This window comes from Vibrio porteresiae DSM 19223, assembly GCF_024347055.1.
Classification (GTDB): domain Bacteria; phylum Pseudomonadota; class Gammaproteobacteria; order Enterobacterales; family Vibrionaceae; genus Vibrio; species Vibrio porteresiae.
The window spans coordinates 1389404-1409311 of sequence record NZ_AP024895.1; the positions used below are offsets into that span (position 1 = coordinate 1389404).

Here is a 19908-nt window from a genome sequence, read left to right on the forward strand (position 1 = left end):
TTTGCAGCCGCTGGATTGGTGGATTAGTCTCTTTAGTAAGGGGAGTTTTTCACCTGAACTCACAGCAGCTTACGTATGAATCAATATGAGCATTGCACTGTTGATTTCCACCAAGCACAATAACGACTGAGAAACACTCTTAACAAAATACGTCATGGGCAAGAATTTTGAATGGGTTACTCCAGGCTCAGATTTACTGGAGGCAGAGAAAACGGCAGTTAAGCCACCGGCAATGTATAACGTTGTGTTAAATAACGATGATTACACTCCTATGGACTTTGTTGTCGAAATCCTTGAGCGCTTTTTCTCTATGAATATAGAGCAAGCAACGCAAATCATGCTCAGGGTTCATTATGAAGGTAAAGCAATATGTGGCACGTTTACTGCAGAGGTTGCAGAAACGAAAGTAGTACAAGTTACGATGTACTCAAGGGAAAATGAGCACCCGCTGCTCTGCACCATGGAGCAGGCGTAACACGATAACACATGCGAAAACCGTGGTTGTTTCTTAAGGAGGCCTTATGCTTAACAAAGAACTAGAATCGAGTTTAAATGGAGCGTTTGCTCGAGCTCGAGATAAAAGACATGAGTTTATGACAGTCGAGCACCTCCTTTTGGCGTTGTTGGAAAACGACGCTGCGAAGGAAGCATTAGTCGCGTGTCAGGCAGATATCGATACTCTTCGACGTGAGCTTGACACATTCATAGATCAAACCACTCCGTTAATTCCAGATAACGATGAAACCCGTGAAACTCAGCCAACCTTGAGTTTTCAACGTGTGTTGCAACGTGCCGTGTTCCATGTCCAATCCTCCGGTCGCAGTGAAGTCACAGGGGCCAATGTGCTCGTGGCCATTTTCAGCGAACAAGAGTCTCATGCTGCTTATCTTCTGAAGAAGAATGACATCAGCCGACTCGATATTGTCAATTACATCTCTCACGGTATTACCAAAGCGTCTAGCTCAAGTGATGACTCTTCATCCGATTCGTTTGGTACCGAGAGTTCAGAAGAGGTGGGTTCTGATGAACGCCTAGAAAGTTTTGCTAGCAACCTAAACCATTTAGCAAAACAGGGGCAAATCGATCCACTGATTGGTCGTGACAAAGAGCTTGAACGTACTATTCAAGTGCTGTGTCGCCGTCGTAAAAATAACCCATTACTTGTCGGCGAAGCTGGGGTGGGTAAAACCGCCATTGCGGAAGGCCTTGCATGGCGTATCGTTGAAGGTACCGTTCCTGATGTGATTCAAAACAGCGTGATTTATTCGCTGGATATCGGTTCACTATTGGCCGGCACTAAGTATCGTGGCGACTTTGAAAAACGCTTTAAATCGATTTTGAAGCAGCTTGAAAAAGAGAAAGACGCCATTCTCTTTATCGATGAAATCCACACCATCATCGGTGCGGGTGCGGCGTCTGGCGGTCAAGTCGATGCAGCAAACCTGATTAAGCCTCTGCTAAGTAGCGGTAAGCTGCGTTGTATTGGCTCAACAACCTATCAGGAATACAGCAACATTTTCGAGAAAGAGCGTGCTCTGGCTCGTCGTTTCCAAAAAATCGACGTTGTGGAACCATCACTTGATGATACCACCAAGATTTTGATGGGTTTGAAACCGAAATACGAAGCGCACCACGATGTTCGTTATACCAACAAAGCGTTGCGTGCTGCGGTGGAATTGTCAGCTAAATACATCAATGAACGTCACCTTCCTGACAAAGCGATTGATGTTATCGATGAAGCCGGCGCTCGCGTTCGCTTGATGCCAGTGAGCAAACGTAAGAAAACCGTTGGTGTGGCAGAAATCGAAGCTATGGTGGCTAAGATGGCGCGTATTCCTGAAAAATCTGTCTCTTCTTCCGATAAAGATATTCTTAAAAATCTCGATCGTAAGATGAAGATGTTGGTTTTCGGACAAGACAATGCCATCGAAGTACTGACTGAATCGATCAAGTTGACTCGTGCTGGATTAGGTTCAGACAATCGTCCAGTGGGTTCCTTCTTGTTTGCTGGCCCAACTGGGGTAGGTAAGACAGAAGTGACGGTGCAGTTGGCAAAACTGCTCGGGATTGAGCTACTGCGCTTTGATATGTCTGAATATGGCGAACGTCACTCCGTGAGCCGTTTGATTGGTGCGCCTCCAGGCTATGTTGGTTATGACCAAGGTGGTTTGCTCACCGATGCGGTGATTAAAAACCCGCATTCTGTAGTGCTGCTGGATGAAATTGAAAAAGCGCACCCAGATATCTTTAACTTGCTGTTGCAAGTGATGGATAACGGCACGCTAACGGACAATAACGGTCGTAAAGCCGATTTTCGTAACGTCATTTTGGTGATGACCACCAACGCTGGCGTGGCAGAAACTGTGAAGAAATCGATTGGTCTTATCCAACAAGATCACTCGCATGATGCTCTGTCGGAAATCAAGAAAGTGTTTACGCCAGAATTTAGAAACCGTTTGGACCACATTATTTGGTTCAATAGCTTGGATGAACGCGTCATCGCGCAAGTGGTGGATAAATTCATCGTTCAATTGCAAGTTCAATTGGATGCACGTGGTGTTTCTCTGGAAGTGTCTGAAGATGCAAGACATTGGCTTGCCATCAAAGGTTATGACAGAGAGATGGGGGCTCGCCCTATGGGCCGTGTGATTCAAGAGCAGCTCAAAAAACCGCTGGCCAACGAACTGTTGTTCGGTTCTTTAGTTGATGGCGGTACGGTGAAAGTGGAATTGGATGGCGATAAACTGAAATTTGAGTACTTAGGCTCTAAAGCGGAAGCTCAAGTCGAGTGATAGGTTTGTCTCTCCTGAAAAAGTAAAAAAAGCGTGCAGTGGCACGCTTTTTCTTTGCCTTGAGATTGTTATCCGGTTTTTAGTGAAAGGCTTAATAGTCTCAAAGGGAATCCCATTTTGAGAGTCTCTTTGAGGTTAACAATGATCTACCTAGAAACATCTACAGCAAAAAGCGTGCATAAAAAACGGGACTCTCAAGTCCCGCTTAGTGGTTCGCAATCAGAGATTAACGAGCACGGAAGACGATGCGTCCTTTAGTTAGATCGTATGGAGTTAACTCTACAGTTACTTTGTCGCCAGTCAGAATACGGATGTAGTTTTTACGCATTTTGCCGGAGATATGAGCTGTAACCACGTGGCCATTTTCAAGCTCAACACGGAACATAGTATTAGGAAGAGTATCAAGGACAGTACCTTGCATCTCAATTACGTCTTCTTTAGCCATTTAATCCTCTTTAGAAATTTGGCGATATTTTAGCGGCGGGAATTGTGCCCCTAAATGTTCAATAAGTAAAGTTGCCGCGTATTTTACCCTTGCCAACGCTGATTTACTAGCCTTTGATGCGCTTGAAAACGCACTTTGTAACTCATCGCGGGGCATTCATCAATCTGGTAGCCAAGATATAACCACTGTTTTGAGTCTTTTTTACACAATTCAATCTGGTACAACACGCAGAGGGTACCAAGGGACAGGTCAATATCCGGGTCGAAAAACGTGTAAAACGCACTGGCGCTGGAGGGCAATATATCGGTCACGGCAATCGCGACCAAACGCTGCTGATAATAAACGTGTAGGTAGCGTGTGTCCAGCCAATCACACTTAGCAAATTTACTAAATTCATCACACTTTGGCGGATACATGGTGCCATTACGGTGACGGGCGTTGATATAGCGGGCGTAGAGGTCAAACCAACTCTCGTCCATCGTGCTTTTTATTTCCCAATGAAAATCGGCTTGTGCTTTGTTCAGTAGCCGTTTTTGGCTCTTACTTGGCAAACTGTCGGGGATAGCGACACGCAGCGCCTGACAGGCTTGGCAGTGATCACAGTGGGGTTTGTAAATGGTATCGCCACTACGACGAAAACCGTTGGCGAGTAGGACTTCGTAATTGCCCGAATCTTGCATTTGTGGATCGATGGCAACAGCGACCCTTTCCAGCTTATCAGCCAGATAACTGCACGGATGGTTATTGGTTAAGCCAATCCGAATCTGATGAATGTCTGAACTCATGGTTTCAACCTCAACTTAGAGTACGTCGATGGGCATGGTTAACCATTGGCGTTGAAAACAGTGGTCACTGATGACCTGCTTTTGTAAGGATAGCAATGTTTGCATAAATTGTTGTCTTGGTAGCTCCTGCGCGCCTAAGGATTGCGTGTGTGGATTCAAAACTTGGCAATCGATCATCTCACCACCGCAGCGCCCGAAGTGGTCACAGAAATACCACAGGGCAATTTTCGAGGCGTTACTCTTGAGACTGAACATCGATTCACCACAAAAGAGCTGACCTAAATTGAGTCCATAAAGTCCGCCGATAAGCTCTTGGTGTTGCCATACTTCCACGGAATGACAAATCCCTGCCTTAGCAAGGGACTTATAGGCCGCTCGCATCTCTTCATGCAACCAAGTTTGCTCTGGTGGACGTGTTGATGCACACAAATCAATCACTTGGTCAGTCGCCATGTTTAGACTGATGTCATAATTTTGCTTTCTTTGAAATTTTTTAACACTTTTACTCGGTTTAAATGTCTTAGGATAGAAGACGGCTCGTGGCGATGGGCTCCACCATAAAATGGGCTCACCTTGTCCATACCAAGGAAAGATACCTGACTGATACGCTCTGATGATTCGCTTAGGGTTAAGATCACCACCAAAGGCCAATAGGCCATTGGGCTCCTCTAAGGCTTCGTAAGGTGAAGGGAAGAGAAAATTGTCAGGTGCCAATTCTGGCAGATAAATCGTCATAGCCTACCTATTGTCCATTAAGGAGACACAAGATGAAAAAGTGGTTTTGGATCTTATTGATTTTTCCGATGTTTGCCAATGCAGCTTATCAAAGGAATCAGGCCAGACCCGTGAATCAGGTCGTATTTGGCTCGGTTGAAACAGTTAGATACATTTCTCAGCATGACATTGGCCGCGCGCAGCAAACCAACGATGGATGGAAGACGTTACTTGGTGCCGTTGTTGGGGGCGTGATTGGACATCAGTTCGGTGGTGGTCATGGTCGCCAAGTAGCAACCGTTGCTGGCGCTGCTGCTGGCGCTGGGATTGCGCATGCTCAATCTCAAAGTGCAGATCCGATTTATCGCGTCGAGTACAAGTTGGTCGAACTTTTAATCAAAACCGATGACGGTAAATTGGTGGATGTGATTCAAGATGTTGACCCTGATATGTTATTTGGTTCAGGGGATAAAGTCCGGATTCTCTATTTTGATGACGGTGTGCGCGTCGATAAAGAGATGTGAGACAAAAATAAGCCGATTTTGCACTAGCACAGGGCGACATTTTTGGTTAGTCTGCCACTACGAAGAATTTTCGTCGCCCAGCCTATGAGACAACCTAAAGTGGCGACGCAAGGATACACAATTTAGATGGAAAGCCTTACGTTACAACCCGTTCAAAAAATTGAGGGAGAAGTGAATCTCCCTGGTTCAAAAAGTGTTTCAAATCGCGTTCTATTGCTAGCTGCCTTAGCAAAAGGAACCACTCGACTGACCAACCTGCTCGATAGTGATGACATTCGCCATATGTTGAATGCGTTATCTAAACTGGGCGTCTCTTATCAACTTTCAGCGGATAAAACGTGCTGTGAAGTGGAAGGATTAGGTCGTCCATTCAGTTCAACTGAGACACTGGAACTATTTTTAGGTAACGCAGGTACGGCAATGCGTCCATTGGCTGCGGCACTATGCCTAGGCCAAGGAGACTTCGTGCTCACTGGTGAGCCACGCATGAAAGAGCGTCCGATTGGCCATTTGGTCAATGCGCTGCGTGAAGCTGGTGCGAGCATTGACTATCTCGAGAACGAAAACTACCCACCACTGGCTATCAAAGGGACTGGCTTAAAAGCTGGCTCCGTATCGATTGATGGTTCTATCTCAAGCCAATTTTTGACGGCATTTTTGATGTCAGCTCCTCTGGCTGAGGGTGAAGTGACCATCAATATCGTGGGTGAGCTAGTTTCAAAGCCCTACATCGATATTACGCTACAAATCATGAATCAGTTTGGCGTGACGGTTGAAAACCGCGATTACCAACAATTTGTGATTCCAGCAGGCCAAAGCTACGTTGCACCTGGAGATTTTCTTGTTGAAGGCGATGCCTCTTCAGCTTCCTACTTCCTTGCTGCAGCAGCAGTCAAAGGTGGAGCAGTGAAAGTCACTGGTATTGGTAAAAACAGTATCCAAGGTGACGTACAGTTTGCTCATGCCTTAGAGAAAATGGGTGCTGAGATCGAGTGGGGCGATGATTACGTGATCGCACGTCATGGCGAGCTTAATGGTATTGATATGGACTTTAATCATATCCCTGATGCAGCGATGACCATTGCCACTGCCGCCCTGTTTGCTAACGGTACGACATCGATTCGCAACGTTTATAACTGGCGTGTAAAAGAGACGGACCGCTTAGCGGCGATGGCGACAGAACTGCGTAAAGTGGGGGCGGTTGTCGAAGAGGGTGAAGATTACATCACCATCACTCCGCCGGAGCATTTTGTCCACGCGGCTATCGATACTTATGATGATCACCGCATGGCGATGTGTTTTTCACTGGTCGCGTTAAGTGATGTCGGTGTGACCATTAATGACCCTAAATGTACTTCAAAAACCTTCCCAGATTATTTTGAGAAGTTTGCTCATTTAGCGCATTAAAACCGATGAAATAAAAGCCTCTACTGAGGCTTTTATTATTTTTCTACCGTAAATTCCGGTGAAAGTTGGTGAGCAAGGTATTTGAACATATTAAACACGGCTGTGGTTTTCTCAGTCGGTAGACCTCTGTCGTCTAGAAAATAGTTCCCTTTGAATACCAGAATACCCTCTTTTTCTTCTACGCTGTCTGCACGCATACCATCAAGAAATGCTTCGTGGTCCATGATCAATTGGTTTGCGATCATCAGTAAGTCGAACTCAGAAATACTTTTTTTCTCAGCCATTGCTTATACTCCTCTCATAATTTGCTGGTCAGTGTAACGAGCAGAATAGGGATTGCAATGATCGAGCTCAGTAAATTTTCAGGAATAAAGCCGAGTAAAATTGTGATTTATTCCAAAAAACATTTCTTTCATCTCGCCTAATGCCAGGAGTGTCATTACTATGTGCCTATTTTCTCATTCGCTTAGCATGTCGTCGATTTGTCGAGCAAATAAGTCGCTTTTTAAAAAAACAAGTTGATCTTCTGGTTATCTACCTCGATAGTAAAAAAAGAAGCAATATTTAAGAACATCATGCGATAAACCATTCGCAAGTGGTTAAGGACATTTGAATCAAATTATGGGTAAATCACTCGTTATCGTGGAGTCACCAGCCAAGGCCAAAACAATCAACAAATATCTTGGTAAAGACTTTATCGTAAAGTCTAGTGTCGGTCATGTCCGCGATCTGCCAACTGCTGGTCAAAGTAGCGCTGCCACAAAAAAGGCGACGCCACAGTCGACTAAAAATCTCAGTGCCGAGGAAAAAGCTCGCCTGAAAAAAGAAAAAGAACAATCTGCTCTAATTAAAAAGATGGGTATTGACCCATACAATGGTTGGGAAGCCAATTACCAGATTCTTCCTGGCAAAGAGAAGGTGGTTGCTGAACTGAAAAAACTGGCGAAAGACGCAGACAGCGTTTATCTCGCAACCGACTTGGACCGCGAGGGAGAGGCTATCGCTTGGCACCTTCGTGAGATCATCGGTGGAGATGAAGAGCGATATAAACGTGTTGTGTTTAACGAGATCACCAAAAGTGCGATTCAACAGGCCTTTAAACAGCCTGGCGAACTGAACATGGCTGGCGTAAACGCTCAGCAAGCGCGCCGCTTTATGGACCGCGTGGTGGGCTTTATGGTTTCGCCACTGTTGTGGAAAAAAGTGGCACGTGGTTTGTCTGCAGGTCGTGTTCAATCAGTTGCTGTGAAGCTACTCGTTGAACGTGAGCGCGAAATCAAAGCCTTCGTACCTGAAGAGTTTTGGGACATCAACGCGGATACCAAAACTGCCGCGAAAGAAGATTTCCGTCTGCTGGTAGCGCAAAAAGAGGGCGCTGCGTTTAAACCTTCGAATGAACAAGAAGCCATGGCCGCGGTAGCGGTTTTGGAAAAAGCGCGTTACGAAGTGTGCAAACGTGAAGACCGCCCAACCAGCAGCAAACCTAGTGCGCCGTTTATCACGTCAACGCTCCAACAAGCGGCGAGTACCCGCTTAGGTTATGGCGTTAAGAAAACCATGATGTTAGCTCAGCGTCTTTATGAAGCAGGTTACATTACCTACATGCGTACTGACTCAACGAACTTGAGCCATGAAGCGGTAGAGGCTGTGCGTAACTACATTCAAGACGAATTTGGTGCACGCTACTTGCCAAGTCAGCCAAACGTCTATGGTAGTAAAGAAAACGCCCAAGAGGCGCACGAAGCGATTCGCCCATCCAGTGTCGATGTCAAAGCAGAAGACCTTGAAGGAATGGATGCGGATGCGCATAAGCTGTATGCGTTGATTTGGAACCAATTTGTTTCTTGTCAGATGACTCCAGCAGAATACGACTCAACAACGGTAAGTGTGAAGGCTGCAGAGTACACCCTGAAAGCCAAAGGTCGCATTCTGAAGTTTGATGGTTGGACTCGTGTACAACGTCCACTGGGCAAAAACGAAGACCAAATTTTACCAGCGGTGAAAGTGGGGGACGAGCTATCTCTGACTGCACTCGATCCAAAACAGCACTTCACTAAGCCGCCTGCGCGTTATACCGAAGCTGCACTCGTTAAGGAGCTGGAAAAACGTGGTATCGGCCGTCCATCTACTTACGCGTCAATCATCTCTACGATTCAAGATCGTGGCTATGTGAAAGTCGACCAACGTCGTTTCTACGCGGAAAAAATGGGCGAAATCGTGACGGATCGTCTCGATGAAAGCTTTGAAGATTTGATGAACTACGACTTTACTGCGCGCATGGAACAGAAACTGGACCAAATCGCAGAAGGTGAAACAAGTTGGAAAGGCGTTTTAGACGATTTCTTTAACGACTTTAGCCACAACCTAGAGCAAGCTGAGCAAGACGAAGAACAAGGTGGTATGAAACCAAACCACATGGTGATGACGGATATTCATTGTCCAACTTGTGATCGTCCAATGGTGATTCGTACTGCTTCGACGGGGGTGTTCTTAGGCTGTTCTGGTTATGCATTGCCACCAAAAGAGCGTTGTAAAACCACCATCAACCTTGGTGACGAACAGGGCATTGTCAACGTACTTGAAGAGGACGTTGAAACTGCTGCACTGCGCGCGAAGAAACGTTGCCCAATTTGCGGCACAGCGATGGATGCATACCTGATTGACGACAAACGTAAACTGCACGTGTGTGGTAACAACCCGAACTGTGATGGGTACATCGTCGAACACGGTCAGTTCAAAGTAAAAGGTTATGAAGGTCCAGTCGTTGAGTGTGACAAATGTGGTTCAGATATGGAACTGCGTAATGGTCGCTTTGGTAAGTACATGGCTTGTACCAATGAGAGCTGTGGCAACACACGTAAGATTCTGAAAAACGGTGAAGTTGCGCCGCCAAAAGAAGATCCAGTGCATTTCCCTGAATTGCCTTGTGCGCAATCTGATGCGTATTTTGTATTGCGCGATGGTGCGTCAGGTCTGTTCTTTGCAGCAAGCAACTTCCCTAAATCGCGTGAGACTCGCGCACCGTTAGTCGAAGAGCTAGCACGCTTTAAGGATCGTTTGCCAGAAAAGTACCAATACCTAGCGGATGCACCAAGCCATGATCCAGATGGAGACGCTGCAGTCGTTCGTTTTAGCCGTAAATCGAAAGAGCATTACGTGCGTACCGAGCACGATGGTAAGCCAAGTGGTTGGACTGCGTTGTACATCGACGGTAAATGGGATATCACAGATAAGCGTAAGAAAAAATAGCGTTTTTCTGCTCAATAAATAAAAGGCAGCCAATTGGCTGCCTTTTATTTTGCTGGTGACCTCTCAAATTTGAATGGCATTCGTTAAACTTTTGTTAAATCAATGCGATTTTGTTCTCATTATTCAATATGTTGACTATGTTTTCTATAGTGCCGCAGTGTCGGTACGCTTAGTTTATGCACGAGTAAGTGTCAAAGATAGTGACTAATATTCAGATGCTTAGCTGAGTAATCGCTTATTAGAGTGTGATCATTGCGTGACCTTAGAGGATGTAATGAATGGAGTAAAAGCTCTAACATGTTAAGAGAAAGATATGATGGCCTACCAGCTTAACGCATCTACTCGTTTGGGGTGTGACAGGGGAAGCGCTGTTGGGTCTCGGTTTAAAGCTACTGATGATATTGCGGATGAACGCGCAGCATTGCTTGTCGGCGTTCTCATGGCTTTGAGCGACATGTCTTCATACTTTGATGCATTTGAAATCGGTGTCAATTCCTTAGGTGCCTTGTGTCGGGTCTTTTGGGGAGCTCGGGCACTGTAAGTATAAATAACGGAGAATAATGAATGGCTGGTGTACTGGGAATGATTTTGGCGGGAGGTGAAGGGACTCGCTTGATGCCTTTAACTGCCTCTCGTAGTAAACCTGCTGTCCCATTTGGGGGCAGTTATCGTTTAATTGATTTTGCGCTTAATAACTTTGTTAATGCGGATTTGATGCGCATTTACGTGTTAACACAGTTCAAGTCGCAATCTCTGTTCATGCACATGAAAAAAGGGTGGAACGTAGCGGGCATCACCGACCGCTATATCGACCCAATTCCAGCGCAAATGCGCGATGGTAAACGTTGGTATGAAGGTACCGCCGATGCCATCTACCAAAATATTCGTTTTATTGAAGTGGCAGCGCCCGACGAAGTGTGCATCTTTGGCTCTGACCATATCTATAAAATGGATATTCGCCAGATGCTGGATTTTCACCGTCGCAAAGAAGCACAACTTACGGTATCTGCTTTGCGCATGCCTATTGAAAAAGCATCACAATTTGGCGTTATTGAAGTGGATGATAAAGGGCAAATGATTGGCTTTGAAGAAAAACCGGCTCAACCTAAATGTGTTCCTGGCGAGCCTGATTGGGCTCTTGTTTCCATGGGTAACTACATTTTTGATGCCGCTTCCCTTTATCGTGAACTACGAGAAGATGCAGAAAATAAACACTCTAGTCACGATTTTGGTAAAGACGTCATTCCGAAAATGTACCCACAGGGTGGGGTGTATGTGTATGACTTCTCAAGCAATGTGATTAAAGGTGAGCGCAAAGAAACTTACTGGCGCGATGTAGGTACGATTGAGTCCTACTGGGAAGCTCATATGGATTTACTGGGTAAAGATCCGGCTTTCTCTTTGTATAACCGTAGCTGGCCAATGCATACGTATTACCCACCACTTCCACCTGCTACCTTCATCGATGTGGATGATCAGAAGGTGAAAATCACCGATAGTTTGGTCTCTGGGGGGAGTTATATCCAAGGTTCAAATATTTATAAATCCGTTTTAGGTTATCGCAGCAACATTGGTGCTGGTTCTTGTATCAGTGAATCTGTTATCTTAGGTGATGTGAAAATTGGTGCAGGGTGCACGATTAAACGAACCATCATCGATAAAGATGTGGAGATCGCCCCTGGAACTGTTATCGGTGAAAATATCGAGTTGGATAGACAACGTTTTCATGTTTCACCGACTGGTATAGTTGTGATTGCGAAAGGAACAAAAGTTGGATTCTAAAATGGAGCACATGAATGTGTGGTTCGCCGTTTCAGAAGCCCAAGGGTTGGTCAAAAGCGGTGGCCTTGCAGATGTTGCAAAGGCTCTGCCTAAAGCGCTCCAGGAATTAGGTCATCAGGTAGCCATCGTGCTACCTGCTTACCGCAAGATTCCCGATAAAAACGCCTTACCCGTGGTATTGGAAACGGACCTAACACATTGGCCGCACACTCATTATTTAGTTAGAAAAACCGAACTGGATGGTGTCTTAGTTTATCTCATTGATTGTGATGCGTATTTTGATCGTCCAGAATTGTATGCAGAGCAGAACCAAGCCTATGCCGATAACGGAGAGCGCTTTAGTTTCTTCTCGGCTGCGTGTTTGGATGTCTTACCTAAACTCAATATCCGCCCAGACATCATTCATACCAACGATTGGCACACTGGGTTAATTCCTTTCCTTCTAAAAACACGCTATCGCTACGATGGCTTTTTTGAAGGGGTGAAAAGCGTTCTAACCGTGCACAATGCGATTTTCAAAGGGATTTTCTCTTACCACGAGTTGGAGATCATTCCTGAGTTGAATCTATCAGGTATGGAGTTTCTGCGTTACGGTGTAGACCACGTTAGTATGCTGCGCGCTGGGATTGCCTATGCCGATAAAATTAACGCGGTTAGCCCCAATTACGCTTGTGAACTGCTGACACCACTGGGATCGCATGGGTTAGTGGACGATTTTGTCCGCCGTGCGCGCGATTTACACGGCATCATCAATGGTTGTGATTACAGTGAATGGGATCCTAAAAACGATCACTACTTACCTGTAACCTACAGCAGTGAAGCCAACTCGTTACGTAAGGGGAAAGCTGCCAGTAAGCAAGCACTACAGCAAGACGTGGGGCTGCCAGTCAGATCTCTCCCTATGTTTGGGATGGTGTGTCGTTTAACTCACCAAAAAGGTTTCCATTATCTGCTACCTATCATTGAGCTATTTTTGCGTAATGATGTGCAGCTCGTGATTGTCGGAACAGGCGAACCTGAAGTGGCAACACGCCTGAAATCATTAATGGCGGCGTACCCTGACAAATTTGCTTTTATCGAAGCATACGACAACAAACTGGCTCACTGGGTTGAGGCTGGGGCTGATTTCTTCTTGATGCCATCAGAATTTGAAGCGTGTGGTTTAAACCAAATCTACAGCATGGCGTATGGCACTTTACCTATTGTACGTGAAGTGGGCGGTTTAAAAGATACCGTGATGGACTATGATAAGTATCCGCAAGAAGCCACTGGTTTTGGTTTCCTCGAGCCTTCTGCTCAAGTGCTGTTGATCACCATGCAGCGTGCGCTGCTGTTCTATCTACAGAATCCAGACGAGTTTCTGGCGGTGCAGCAAAGAGCAATGGAACAGGACTTTAGTTGGCGTGATTCAGCTCTGGAATACATTAAAATGTACCGCTTAGCCGTATTTGCTTAACGCGATTGTCTTGGTTGAACTAGCACTACGGCTGTGAAAGGCGACACAAAGGATTCTCTGTGTCGCCTTTTTTATGAGTACTTTAATCGAATTCATGCACCATCTCACGGCGATGACAAAACAGGCCGCAACGTGCACCCAAAGCGAATGTATCACTATTTGGTATCACTGAGGTTTATGGTAGTCTAGCGCGGTTTTAATAACAGACTGAGCTCTGCATGGTATCTAACCTCCTTTATCATAAGATCTATTCTCATCCTACGAGTTCACAGTGGGTGGTTTTTGTGCATGGCGCTGGTGGCAGCTCATCTTTGTGGTTTAAACAGATTAAGGCCTATAAACGCCATTTTAATTTGCTGCTCATTGACCTACGTGGCCATGGACAATCGAGCCAATGGGTGCGTGAGTGGATGACACACCCTTATACCTTTGACGCCATAGCGCAAGATGTGCTCAATGTTTTGCGTCATTGTGAGATAGCCAAAGCACACTTTGTTGCCATGTCTTTGGGGACCATCATTGTGCGCAAAATCTCTGAACTTGCTCCAGACCAAGTTCAATCCATGGTGCTAGGAGGCGCGGTCATTCGTTTTGACTTTCGTTCGCAACTCTTGGTGAGTATAGGGCGCTGGTCAAAGCATATCATCCCTTACATGTGGCTCTATCGTCTGTTTGCCTACATTGTGATGCCAAGTCGTGCACAGCGTGAATCTCGCCTATTGTTTATCCGGGAAGCAAAAAAACTGTGTCAAAAAGAGTTTAAGCGTTGGTATCGTCTCACTGCTGAGGTGAATCCGTTTATGCGCTATTTTCGTGAGAAAGATGAGGCTATCCCAACGCTATACTTAATGGGGGATAGAGATTATCTGTTTTTATCGCAGGTACGTGAATTGGTCACTGTTCATCGACAAAGCGAGCTGATTGAACTGAGCGATTGTGGGCATGTGTGCAATATCGAACAAGCAGAACGTTTTAATCATCACTCGATTCATTTTATTCGTCGCTTTTCGCCTCGATCGTAATAAGTTGTGGCGAGCTGGGCTGGGCACTATGATTTATGAAAGGTGCGATGAATGTTGCAGGGTAGTCTTTATCAATAAGTCAACATCTTACTGCAGCGTTGGCTTATATAAGCGTACGCCGTACCTTTCTTTTCTCATACACGATACTGCTTGCAGTAGCAGAATGTGTGATGAGCTTGAATCAGGCTAGCTCATCACACATGAGAATCAAAACTACATAACTAAGAACTATATCACTACCTTTATTACTGTCTCTCCATTTTCAAAAAGATGACTAACATATTGAGGTTGAAATGGTCAGTGTGTGCCAACACTTGATTCCGCCTTCTTTACGGAGAGTTGGGCACTCAGTACAGTTTTTACTATGTCTCGGACTTTGGGGCACAGTTAGTGTAACGTGATTTATCACTAAGGCTACAAGCAATGTGGTTGGGGACTGATGGCGTCCCCTAAATGGACGAAATAATTCCCATTTATTCAGGGATTTTACATAAAAAAAAGCACCCACCTAGGTGAGTGCCTTCGTTACTCTTACTTGCCAATCTTTTACAAGCGCTGCATCAGTTCATCACGACGATTTTGCGGAATAACTGACCAGTGTTTCCCTTCAATAGCGCCCTCAAGAGCCCACAGAAGTTCAATGCTTACATCACTTGAATGAGTCTGTTGAATCGCTTTATACGCTTCTACAGAGCCTTTCTCGTGCAGCTCTTCAACCGACTCGATACCTGCTTTACGTAACATACGTTCTGTTGCCAGACGTAAGTTAGGCAGATCTTTAAGACGGTTAGGTTTTGCTTGAGCTTGAGTTTCACGCTCTTGCTTAGCAACAACCAAAGCATCTTTCGCTTCTTTCAAGATTTTTTCTGGGGCATCCCAGAAATTTTCAGGAAGAGCGAAGTATTTAGTAACCACTGGGAAGCCACGTTTTTTATAAACGTAAGGTTCTAAGCCTTGCTGCTTGTATTTCTCGGAACAATTGTCATCTGCACGAATGTGAAGTTTGTCGTTAACCACCAATGCAAACATTGTGTCATCAACGAAAATTCCAAATCCGCCAAACATTGAACGAGATTTTACGCGTCCTAAGTTTTCAAACAGACGCATTGAGTCTTTTAATATTGGTTTATCCATGCCTTTAGTCTCGGTGTATTAACAATACGCCACCAAAATCAGGTCCGAGAATGTAGCAAAAGAATGCAAAGATTGTGTCAGTAAGAAGTTAACGTCTTAAATGCATTTTTGCCATCGGTAACCCCGCTACCTACCCAGAGCCGGAAAATACCATCTAAGGGTTTAGGCCGGAGGCTTTGCGTCCCACCTTTTCAGATGGTTTGCCCTGTACGTGACATTTCGTTCACTAGAGTAATCTTAAACTTGAACATAAATCACAAAATATTTTGCCTAATGTGATATTCGTCCAAAAAATCGCTGTATCTTTAATAAGCGACATTTTCATCAATAAGATTTTATATCAAAAGTGAGAAAACATGTAACATTAAGATTTTAAAGTTTTTTTACAGTATTTCGTGCGACGAGCTCAGGATGCATCTCAAAAACGCGACGATCATGGGCTTTGTTTTTGATCCGTTCCAATAGGATCTCAAAGGCGTTCTTACCAACACGACGTTTGGGTTGGTGAATCGTCGTTAGCGGTGGTGAAAAGTACTCAGAAAGCTCGATGTTATCGTAACCTACGACAGAAATATCATCGGGTACTTTCACGCCTTTTTGCTGTAAACGGCTCATTAAACCCAACGCCATCGTGTCGTTAAAACAGAACACTGCGGTCGGTTTGTGATCCATCGCAATAATTTTGTCTGCTGCAAGTACCGCAGTGTCACATTCGAAGTTGCCTTCTAGAATCCAATCTTCGTTCACTGGAAGATTAGCTTCGGCCATCGCACGGCGAAAACCAATGATGCGTTCCTTACAAGCCATTTTAGAAAAATGACCGCTCAAACAAGCAATGTCTTTGTGTCCGTTATCGATAAGATGTTTCGTTGCGATGTAACCGCCTTCTTCAGAGTTATCCATAATGGTGTCGGCTTGCGAATCTTCAAGACCCCAATCCATGATCACTTTTGGAATGTCAGAATGGCCTTCAAGCATTTCCATTAGCTCAGGAGTCATATCTGAGCACATCACCAAAATGCCATCGACACGCTTTTCAGCAAGCATGCGTACATAGTCGCGTTGTTTTTCATAAATGCCGCCGGTATTACACAAAATCAGTGTATAGCCTTGGCGGTAACAGTAGCTCTCAACCCCATCAATGACTTCAGAGAAAAATTGGTTGGTTGATTGAGTCACCAACATACCAATAGTCCGTGTGGTGTTGCATTTTAGGCTGCGAGCAACCGCGCTCGGTGCGTAGTTTAGCTCTTTTACCGCTGCCAACACTTTCGCTTGTGTTGCTTCGGCTACAAAACGTGTTTTGTTAATCACGTGTGATACAGTGGTGGTTGACACGCCTGCAATGCGCGCAACATCTTTTATAGTCGCCATTGGTTTTTCCCATCGATATCTGCTGACTAGGACAAAGATTTACAGTGATTGACCACTTCAACAGGTGTTGATTCGATATGTAAGTGAAGCTTAAAAGTAGTAAAAACACAAAAACCGCTTCAAAACAGCGGTTTAAGTAAAATTTCTATAGATTATCGTTTGCGTCAAAGATTTTAGACTGGTATTGAACCACTCGCAATGAAAAATTCATCTTTGTTTGATATCAATCGCTTTACTATTTTGTTACCAAGCTGGTGCAAGCTTCGACCTAAGATCAAGTGCAAAATGAGCTGTAAAGTGACTCATTCATCTTGAAATGCGAGTGAATGCATAGCGGTATTTCAGTCGGCTTTTTATTGTCTTCTTAACTGTCCACAACAAACCATCATCGCCTTTAAGTTATTTGTTGATATTAATAAAAACCATTAAATTTATAACCAAATGCACTAATAGATATGAATATTATTTTCATTTGTCGCCCGTAAATGAGTAACAATGTGACAAAAAAGAAGACAAATTTTTACATATTTGAGAAATGAAAATAAAGTGCTTTTATTTCGATTGTTCAAACAAAGCAAAATGTTATCTAAGCTTGTTTTGAATCAATAAAGCATCAGGTTTTAAGTTCGTACTCTAGAATTGTTACCGTCTATGAATAGAATGAATAGGGATTAAATTTAGCGGAATAAAGTGACGTCTATGAGTTATCACTTATTAGTCGTAGAGAGCGACAGAGACACCCGTGTCACATTGGTCGATTATTTCAAACGAGAGGGATACCAGATTTCTGTTGCCGATACGGGGGCAGAGATGCGTGAGGTATTACGCCAACACGCTATCGATTTGGTTCTGATGGAAACTAACCTTCAATTTGATGACAGCCTGATGCTGACCCGTGAATTGCGTAGCCATTCAGATGTCGGGATTATTCTCATTAATGGTCGTGAAGACAGTATCGACCGAATTATTGGTCTAGAAATGGGCGCAGACGATTATATCGCGCGACCTTTTGAGTTAAGAGAAATATTAGCGAGAGTGAAGAATTTAACCTGGCGAGTTTCCAATTCGAGAACAGGTACTCTAGAAAATATTTCCGGTAGTCAGCTTATTCATTTTGGTGAATGGGCGTTTGATATTCAGCGTCGTGCGCTAAGTCAAAATGGCGAACCGATAAAATTAACCAAAGCAGAATATGAGTTGCTCGTAGCATTAACCTCTAATCCACACCAAGTTCTCAGCCGCGAAGCAATTCTCGATATGATCAGCCATCGTGTTGATGCACCTAATGATCGTACTATTGATGTACTTATTCGCCGCTTGCGTTCGAAAATGGAGCTAGACCCTAAAACACCACAAATTATTGTGACCGTGCATGGGGAAGGGTATATGTTTGCAGGCAGCTAGCAGACTGATACGGATCTCTAAATAAAAAACGCCAGCACTCTGTGCTGGCGTTTTTTTGGTTCTTATTTAATCTGTTCTTATTGAATCTACAGCGATTATTTCTGCGGTTGAGTCGCTGGTGCTACGCTGCTGTCTGCATGTGATGCTTCGTAGCCGGTTACCCAGTCGCGCAGTACTTGCCAAATATGCCCCATAGTCTCGTGCCAATAGCGCTCGGTTTGCTCTAAATAACGTGCTTTGGGTGCGTATTTTTCCCAAGGCTGATAAATGTTCTTTTGCGCTAAATAGTTGGTTGGAGCCGGAATTGGCGCTAACCCGGCAGAACGAAATTCGTATAACGCTCGCTCCATGTGCGAGGCAGACGTAACTAGCACTAGCTTTTTCTGTTGCACAAAGGCTGCTGCTTGACGCGCTTCTTCCCAGGTGTCTTTCGCTGTTTCCAGCAAAATGATTTCTGATTTGGGCACACCAAGCGCTAAAGCGACCTGGGCAAGCATACGCGCATGACTAAACTCACTCCCCCCCGCGTAACCGGATAAGATCAATTTTGAACCAGGGTACATCCGCATAATTCGAATACCTTCGGTCAGGCGAACTAACGCAGTACGGCTCAATTCTGAGGTCGGCGGTATTTGGTCGTCAACGACATGACCACTGCCAAGCACCATGACATAGTCAATGGATTGATCGGTGGGTAAAAACACCGTGTATTGACGCTCAAGTGGCATCAATAACCGGGATGAAACAGGTTGAAACGAAATCAAGAACAGTCCACATAACGAGAAGAGCACAATAAAGCAGCCACTCTTACGTTTTGAAGTAAACATGATCAGTGATAAACCTATAAATCCGATGATCAGCAGTGCTGGCATAGGCATAAATAGGGAAGAAATGATTTTTTTCAGCTCAAACATATACAAAATAGCCCGAAAAAACAGCACTTGAGAGTAAAAACAACGAAACCCTCTTTATTCCTGCCATTCCTATGACAGAATAGCGGTACGTTTCGTTATCATAACTCAAGCTGCCGTGACTAAAGATCGCAATTTCGACGATATTGCCCACAAATTTGCAAAAAACATCTATGGCTCAGACAAAGGTGAAATTCGCCAAGTCATTGTTTGGGAAGACATAGAGCAATTGTTAACTCATTTTGCTACCGCTGACAAGCCTTTGCATATTTTAGATGCTGGTGGCGGTTTAGCACAGATGTCGCAAAAAATAGCCAAATTGGGGCATAAGGTGACGTTGTGTGATCTCTCTTCTGAAATGTTGCGTTTGGCCGAGTTGGATATTGAAAAAAACGGCCTGCTTGAGCAGTATCGGCTGGTCCATGCTCCGGTCCAAGAGATTCAAAACCACTTAAGTGAACCAGTCGATATTTTGCTGTTTCATGCCGTGATGGAGTGGTTGGAAGAACCTAGAGCTGCGCTGGAAAATTTGCTCAATCAAGTCAAACCGGGTGGCATGGTATCGATAATGTTCTATAACTATCACGGTTTGGTTTACAAAAATGCCGTGTGTGGAAATATCCCTCATATTCTCAACGGGATGCCGCACAAAAAACGATTTAAATTACAGCCACAAAAAGGCTTGGTTCCAGAATCGGTCTATTCTTGGATAGAAGAGGCTGGATATGAAATTTGTGGCCGATCCGGAATTCGTTGTTTTAGTGATTACATTGGTAACATGACGAACATGGGCGAATTCAACCATGACGATGTATTGGCTTTAGAGCGGAAATTTTGCCGCCAAGAACCTTACCTCTCATTAGGCCGATACATCCATGTGTGGGCTAAGAAGCAATAAAAACAGGAAAA

17 protein-coding genes and 1 riboswitch are annotated in these 19908 nt (G+C 44.6%); of the genes, 10 read left to right on the forward strand and 7 right to left on the reverse strand.

The features are described 5' to 3' along the window. Positions 1-154 precede the first annotated feature (154 nt). Complete coding sequence (gene clpS / locus OCV11_RS06435) at positions 155-475, forward strand: ATP-dependent Clp protease adapter ClpS (protein ID WP_261895755.1); 321 nt, start codon at positions 155-157, stop codon at positions 473-475. Positions 476-521: 46 nt separating this feature from the next. Beyond that, the gene (gene clpA, locus OCV11_RS06440) at positions 522-2792 is read left to right on the forward strand and encodes an ATP-dependent Clp protease ATP-binding subunit ClpA (protein WP_261895756.1); all 2271 of its coding nucleotides are present in this window, start codon (positions 522-524) and stop codon (positions 2790-2792) included. Between the two features lie 226 nt (positions 2793-3018). Here the strand turns inward: clpA and infA are convergent, their stop codons facing one another. The 3 genes from infA to aat form a co-directional block, all read right to left on the reverse strand. Next, positions 3019-3237 carry a translation initiation factor IF-1 gene (infA, locus tag OCV11_RS06445; protein ID WP_005298441.1) on the reverse strand — a complete coding sequence of 73 codons (219 nt, stop codon included), beginning with the start codon at positions 3235-3237 and terminating at the stop codon, positions 3019-3021. 83 nt (positions 3238-3320) lie between these two features. After that, positions 3321-4022 (reverse strand): arginyltransferase, encoded by a 702-nt coding sequence (locus OCV11_RS06450; RefSeq protein ID WP_261895757.1) that lies wholly within the window; start codon positions 4020-4022, stop codon positions 3321-3323. A gap of 15 nt (positions 4023-4037) precedes the next feature. Next, the gene (aat, locus tag OCV11_RS06455) at positions 4038-4757 is read right to left on the reverse strand and encodes a leucyl/phenylalanyl-tRNA--protein transferase (protein ID WP_261895759.1); all 720 of its coding nucleotides are present in this window, start codon (positions 4755-4757) and stop codon (positions 4038-4040) included. 32 nt (positions 4758-4789) lie between these two features. On the opposite strand from aat, the gene OCV11_RS06460 reads away from it, so the two are divergent. Together OCV11_RS06460 and aroA are read left to right on the forward strand one after the other, a co-directional pair. Continuing rightward, the gene (locus OCV11_RS06460) at positions 4790-5260 is read left to right on the forward strand and encodes an outer membrane lipoprotein (RefSeq protein WP_261895760.1); all 471 of its coding nucleotides are present in this window, start codon (positions 4790-4792) and stop codon (positions 5258-5260) included. Positions 5261-5386: 126 nt separating this feature from the next. Then, positions 5387-6667 carry a 3-phosphoshikimate 1-carboxyvinyltransferase gene (gene aroA / locus OCV11_RS06465; protein WP_261895761.1) on the forward strand — a complete coding sequence of 427 codons (1281 nt, stop codon included), beginning with the start codon at positions 5387-5389 and terminating at the stop codon, positions 6665-6667. Between the two features lie 35 nt (positions 6668-6702). On the opposite strand, the gene OCV11_RS06470 is transcribed toward aroA, so the two are convergent. Next, positions 6703-6951: a DUF2498 family protein gene (locus OCV11_RS06470; protein ID WP_261895763.1), complete on the reverse strand. Its 249-nt coding sequence runs from the start codon at positions 6949-6951 to the stop codon at positions 6703-6705. 337 nt (positions 6952-7288) lie between these two features. Here OCV11_RS06470 and topA point away from each other — a divergent pair, with 337 nt between their 5' ends. The 4 genes from topA to OCV11_RS06490 all read left to right on the forward strand — a co-directional run bounded on the left by topA (position 7289) and on the right by OCV11_RS06490 (position 14176). After that, positions 7289-9916, forward strand: coding sequence for a type I DNA topoisomerase (topA, locus tag OCV11_RS06475; RefSeq protein ID WP_261895764.1), 2628 nt, complete (start codon positions 7289-7291; stop codon positions 9914-9916). Positions 9917-10480: 564 nt separating this feature from the next. Then, on the forward strand, positions 10481-11698 hold the full coding sequence (gene glgC / locus OCV11_RS06480) for a glucose-1-phosphate adenylyltransferase (protein ID WP_261895766.1): 1218 nt from the start codon (positions 10481-10483) through the stop codon (positions 11696-11698). A gap of 1 nt (position 11699) precedes the next feature. Beyond that, positions 11700-13154: a glycogen synthase GlgA gene (gene glgA, locus OCV11_RS06485; protein WP_261896240.1), complete on the forward strand. Its 1455-nt coding sequence runs from the start codon at positions 11700-11702 to the stop codon at positions 13152-13154. Positions 13155-13372: 218 nt separating this feature from the next. After that, on the forward strand, positions 13373-14176 hold the full coding sequence (locus OCV11_RS06490) for an alpha/beta fold hydrolase (RefSeq protein WP_261895767.1): 804 nt from the start codon (positions 13373-13375) through the stop codon (positions 14174-14176). Between the two features lie 546 nt (positions 14177-14722). Here the strand turns inward: OCV11_RS06490 and OCV11_RS06495 are convergent. Together OCV11_RS06495 and purR are read right to left on the reverse strand one after the other, a co-directional pair. Further along, positions 14723-15310: a TfoX/Sxy family DNA transformation protein gene (locus OCV11_RS06495; protein ID WP_261895768.1), complete on the reverse strand. Its 588-nt coding sequence runs from the start codon at positions 15308-15310 to the stop codon at positions 14723-14725. A 113-nt stretch (positions 15311-15423) separates the two neighbouring features. Further along, positions 15424-15525, reverse strand: a riboswitch (cyclic di-GMP riboswitch). 157 nt (positions 15526-15682) lie between these two features. Beyond that, positions 15683-16684, reverse strand: a complete 1002-nt coding sequence (purR, locus tag OCV11_RS06500) for an HTH-type transcriptional repressor PurR (protein WP_261895769.1) — start codon at positions 16682-16684, stop codon at positions 15683-15685. A 699-nt stretch (positions 16685-17383) separates the two neighbouring features. Between purR and torR the strand changes: the two genes are divergently transcribed. Beyond that, on the forward strand, positions 17384-18088 hold the full coding sequence (torR, locus tag OCV11_RS06505) for a two-component system response regulator TorR (RefSeq protein WP_261895771.1): 705 nt from the start codon (positions 17384-17386) through the stop codon (positions 18086-18088). Positions 18089-18183: 95 nt separating this feature from the next. Here the strand turns inward: torR and elyC are convergent, their stop codons facing one another. Further along, positions 18184-19029: an envelope biogenesis factor ElyC gene (gene elyC, locus OCV11_RS06510; RefSeq protein ID WP_261895773.1), complete on the reverse strand. Its 846-nt coding sequence runs from the start codon at positions 19027-19029 to the stop codon at positions 18184-18186. Positions 19030-19117: 88 nt separating this feature from the next. Here elyC and cmoM point away from each other — a divergent pair, with 88 nt between their 5' ends. After that, complete coding sequence (gene cmoM, locus OCV11_RS06515; protein WP_261895775.1) at positions 19118-19897, forward strand: tRNA uridine 5-oxyacetic acid(34) methyltransferase CmoM; 780 nt, start codon at positions 19118-19120, stop codon at positions 19895-19897. Positions 19898-19908: the final 11 nt, after the last annotated feature.

What these genes read in the sequence shown, in the direction of transcription:
- clpS (WP_261895755.1), top strand. Translation starts at nt 155, where the DNA reads ATGGGCAAGAATTTTGAATGGGTTACTCCAGGCTCAGATTTACTGGAG.
- clpA (WP_261895756.1), top strand. Translation starts at nt 522, where the DNA reads ATGCTTAACAAAGAACTAGAATCGAGTTTAAATGGAGCGTTTGCTCGA.
- infA (WP_005298441.1), bottom strand. Translation starts at nt 3,237, where the DNA reads ATGGCTAAAGAAGACGTAATTGAGATGCAAGGTACTGTCCTTGATACT.
- OCV11_RS06450 (WP_261895757.1), bottom strand. Translation starts at nt 4,022, where the DNA reads ATGAGTTCAGACATTCATCAGATTCGGATTGGCTTAACCAATAACCAT.
- aat (WP_261895759.1), bottom strand. Translation starts at nt 4,757, where the DNA reads ATGACGATTTATCTGCCAGAATTGGCACCTGACAATTTTCTCTTCCCT.
- OCV11_RS06460 (WP_261895760.1), top strand. Translation starts at nt 4,790, where the DNA reads ATGAAAAAGTGGTTTTGGATCTTATTGATTTTTCCGATGTTTGCCAAT.
- aroA (WP_261895761.1), top strand. Translation starts at nt 5,387, where the DNA reads ATGGAAAGCCTTACGTTACAACCCGTTCAAAAAATTGAGGGAGAAGTG.
- OCV11_RS06470 (WP_261895763.1), bottom strand. Translation starts at nt 6,951, where the DNA reads ATGGCTGAGAAAAAAAGTATTTCTGAGTTCGACTTACTGATGATCGCA.
- topA (WP_261895764.1), top strand. Translation starts at nt 7,289, where the DNA reads ATGGGTAAATCACTCGTTATCGTGGAGTCACCAGCCAAGGCCAAAACA.
- glgC (WP_261895766.1), top strand. Translation starts at nt 10,481, where the DNA reads ATGGCTGGTGTACTGGGAATGATTTTGGCGGGAGGTGAAGGGACTCGC.
- glgA (WP_261896240.1), top strand. Translation starts at nt 11,700, where the DNA reads ATGGAGCACATGAATGTGTGGTTCGCCGTTTCAGAAGCCCAAGGGTTG.
- OCV11_RS06490 (WP_261895767.1), top strand. Translation starts at nt 13,373, where the DNA reads ATGGTATCTAACCTCCTTTATCATAAGATCTATTCTCATCCTACGAGT.
- OCV11_RS06495 (WP_261895768.1), bottom strand. Translation starts at nt 15,310, where the DNA reads ATGGATAAACCAATATTAAAAGACTCAATGCGTCTGTTTGAAAACTTA.
- purR (WP_261895769.1), bottom strand. Translation starts at nt 16,684, where the DNA reads ATGGCGACTATAAAAGATGTTGCGCGCATTGCAGGCGTGTCAACCACC.
- torR (WP_261895771.1), top strand. Translation starts at nt 17,384, where the DNA reads ATGAGTTATCACTTATTAGTCGTAGAGAGCGACAGAGACACCCGTGTC.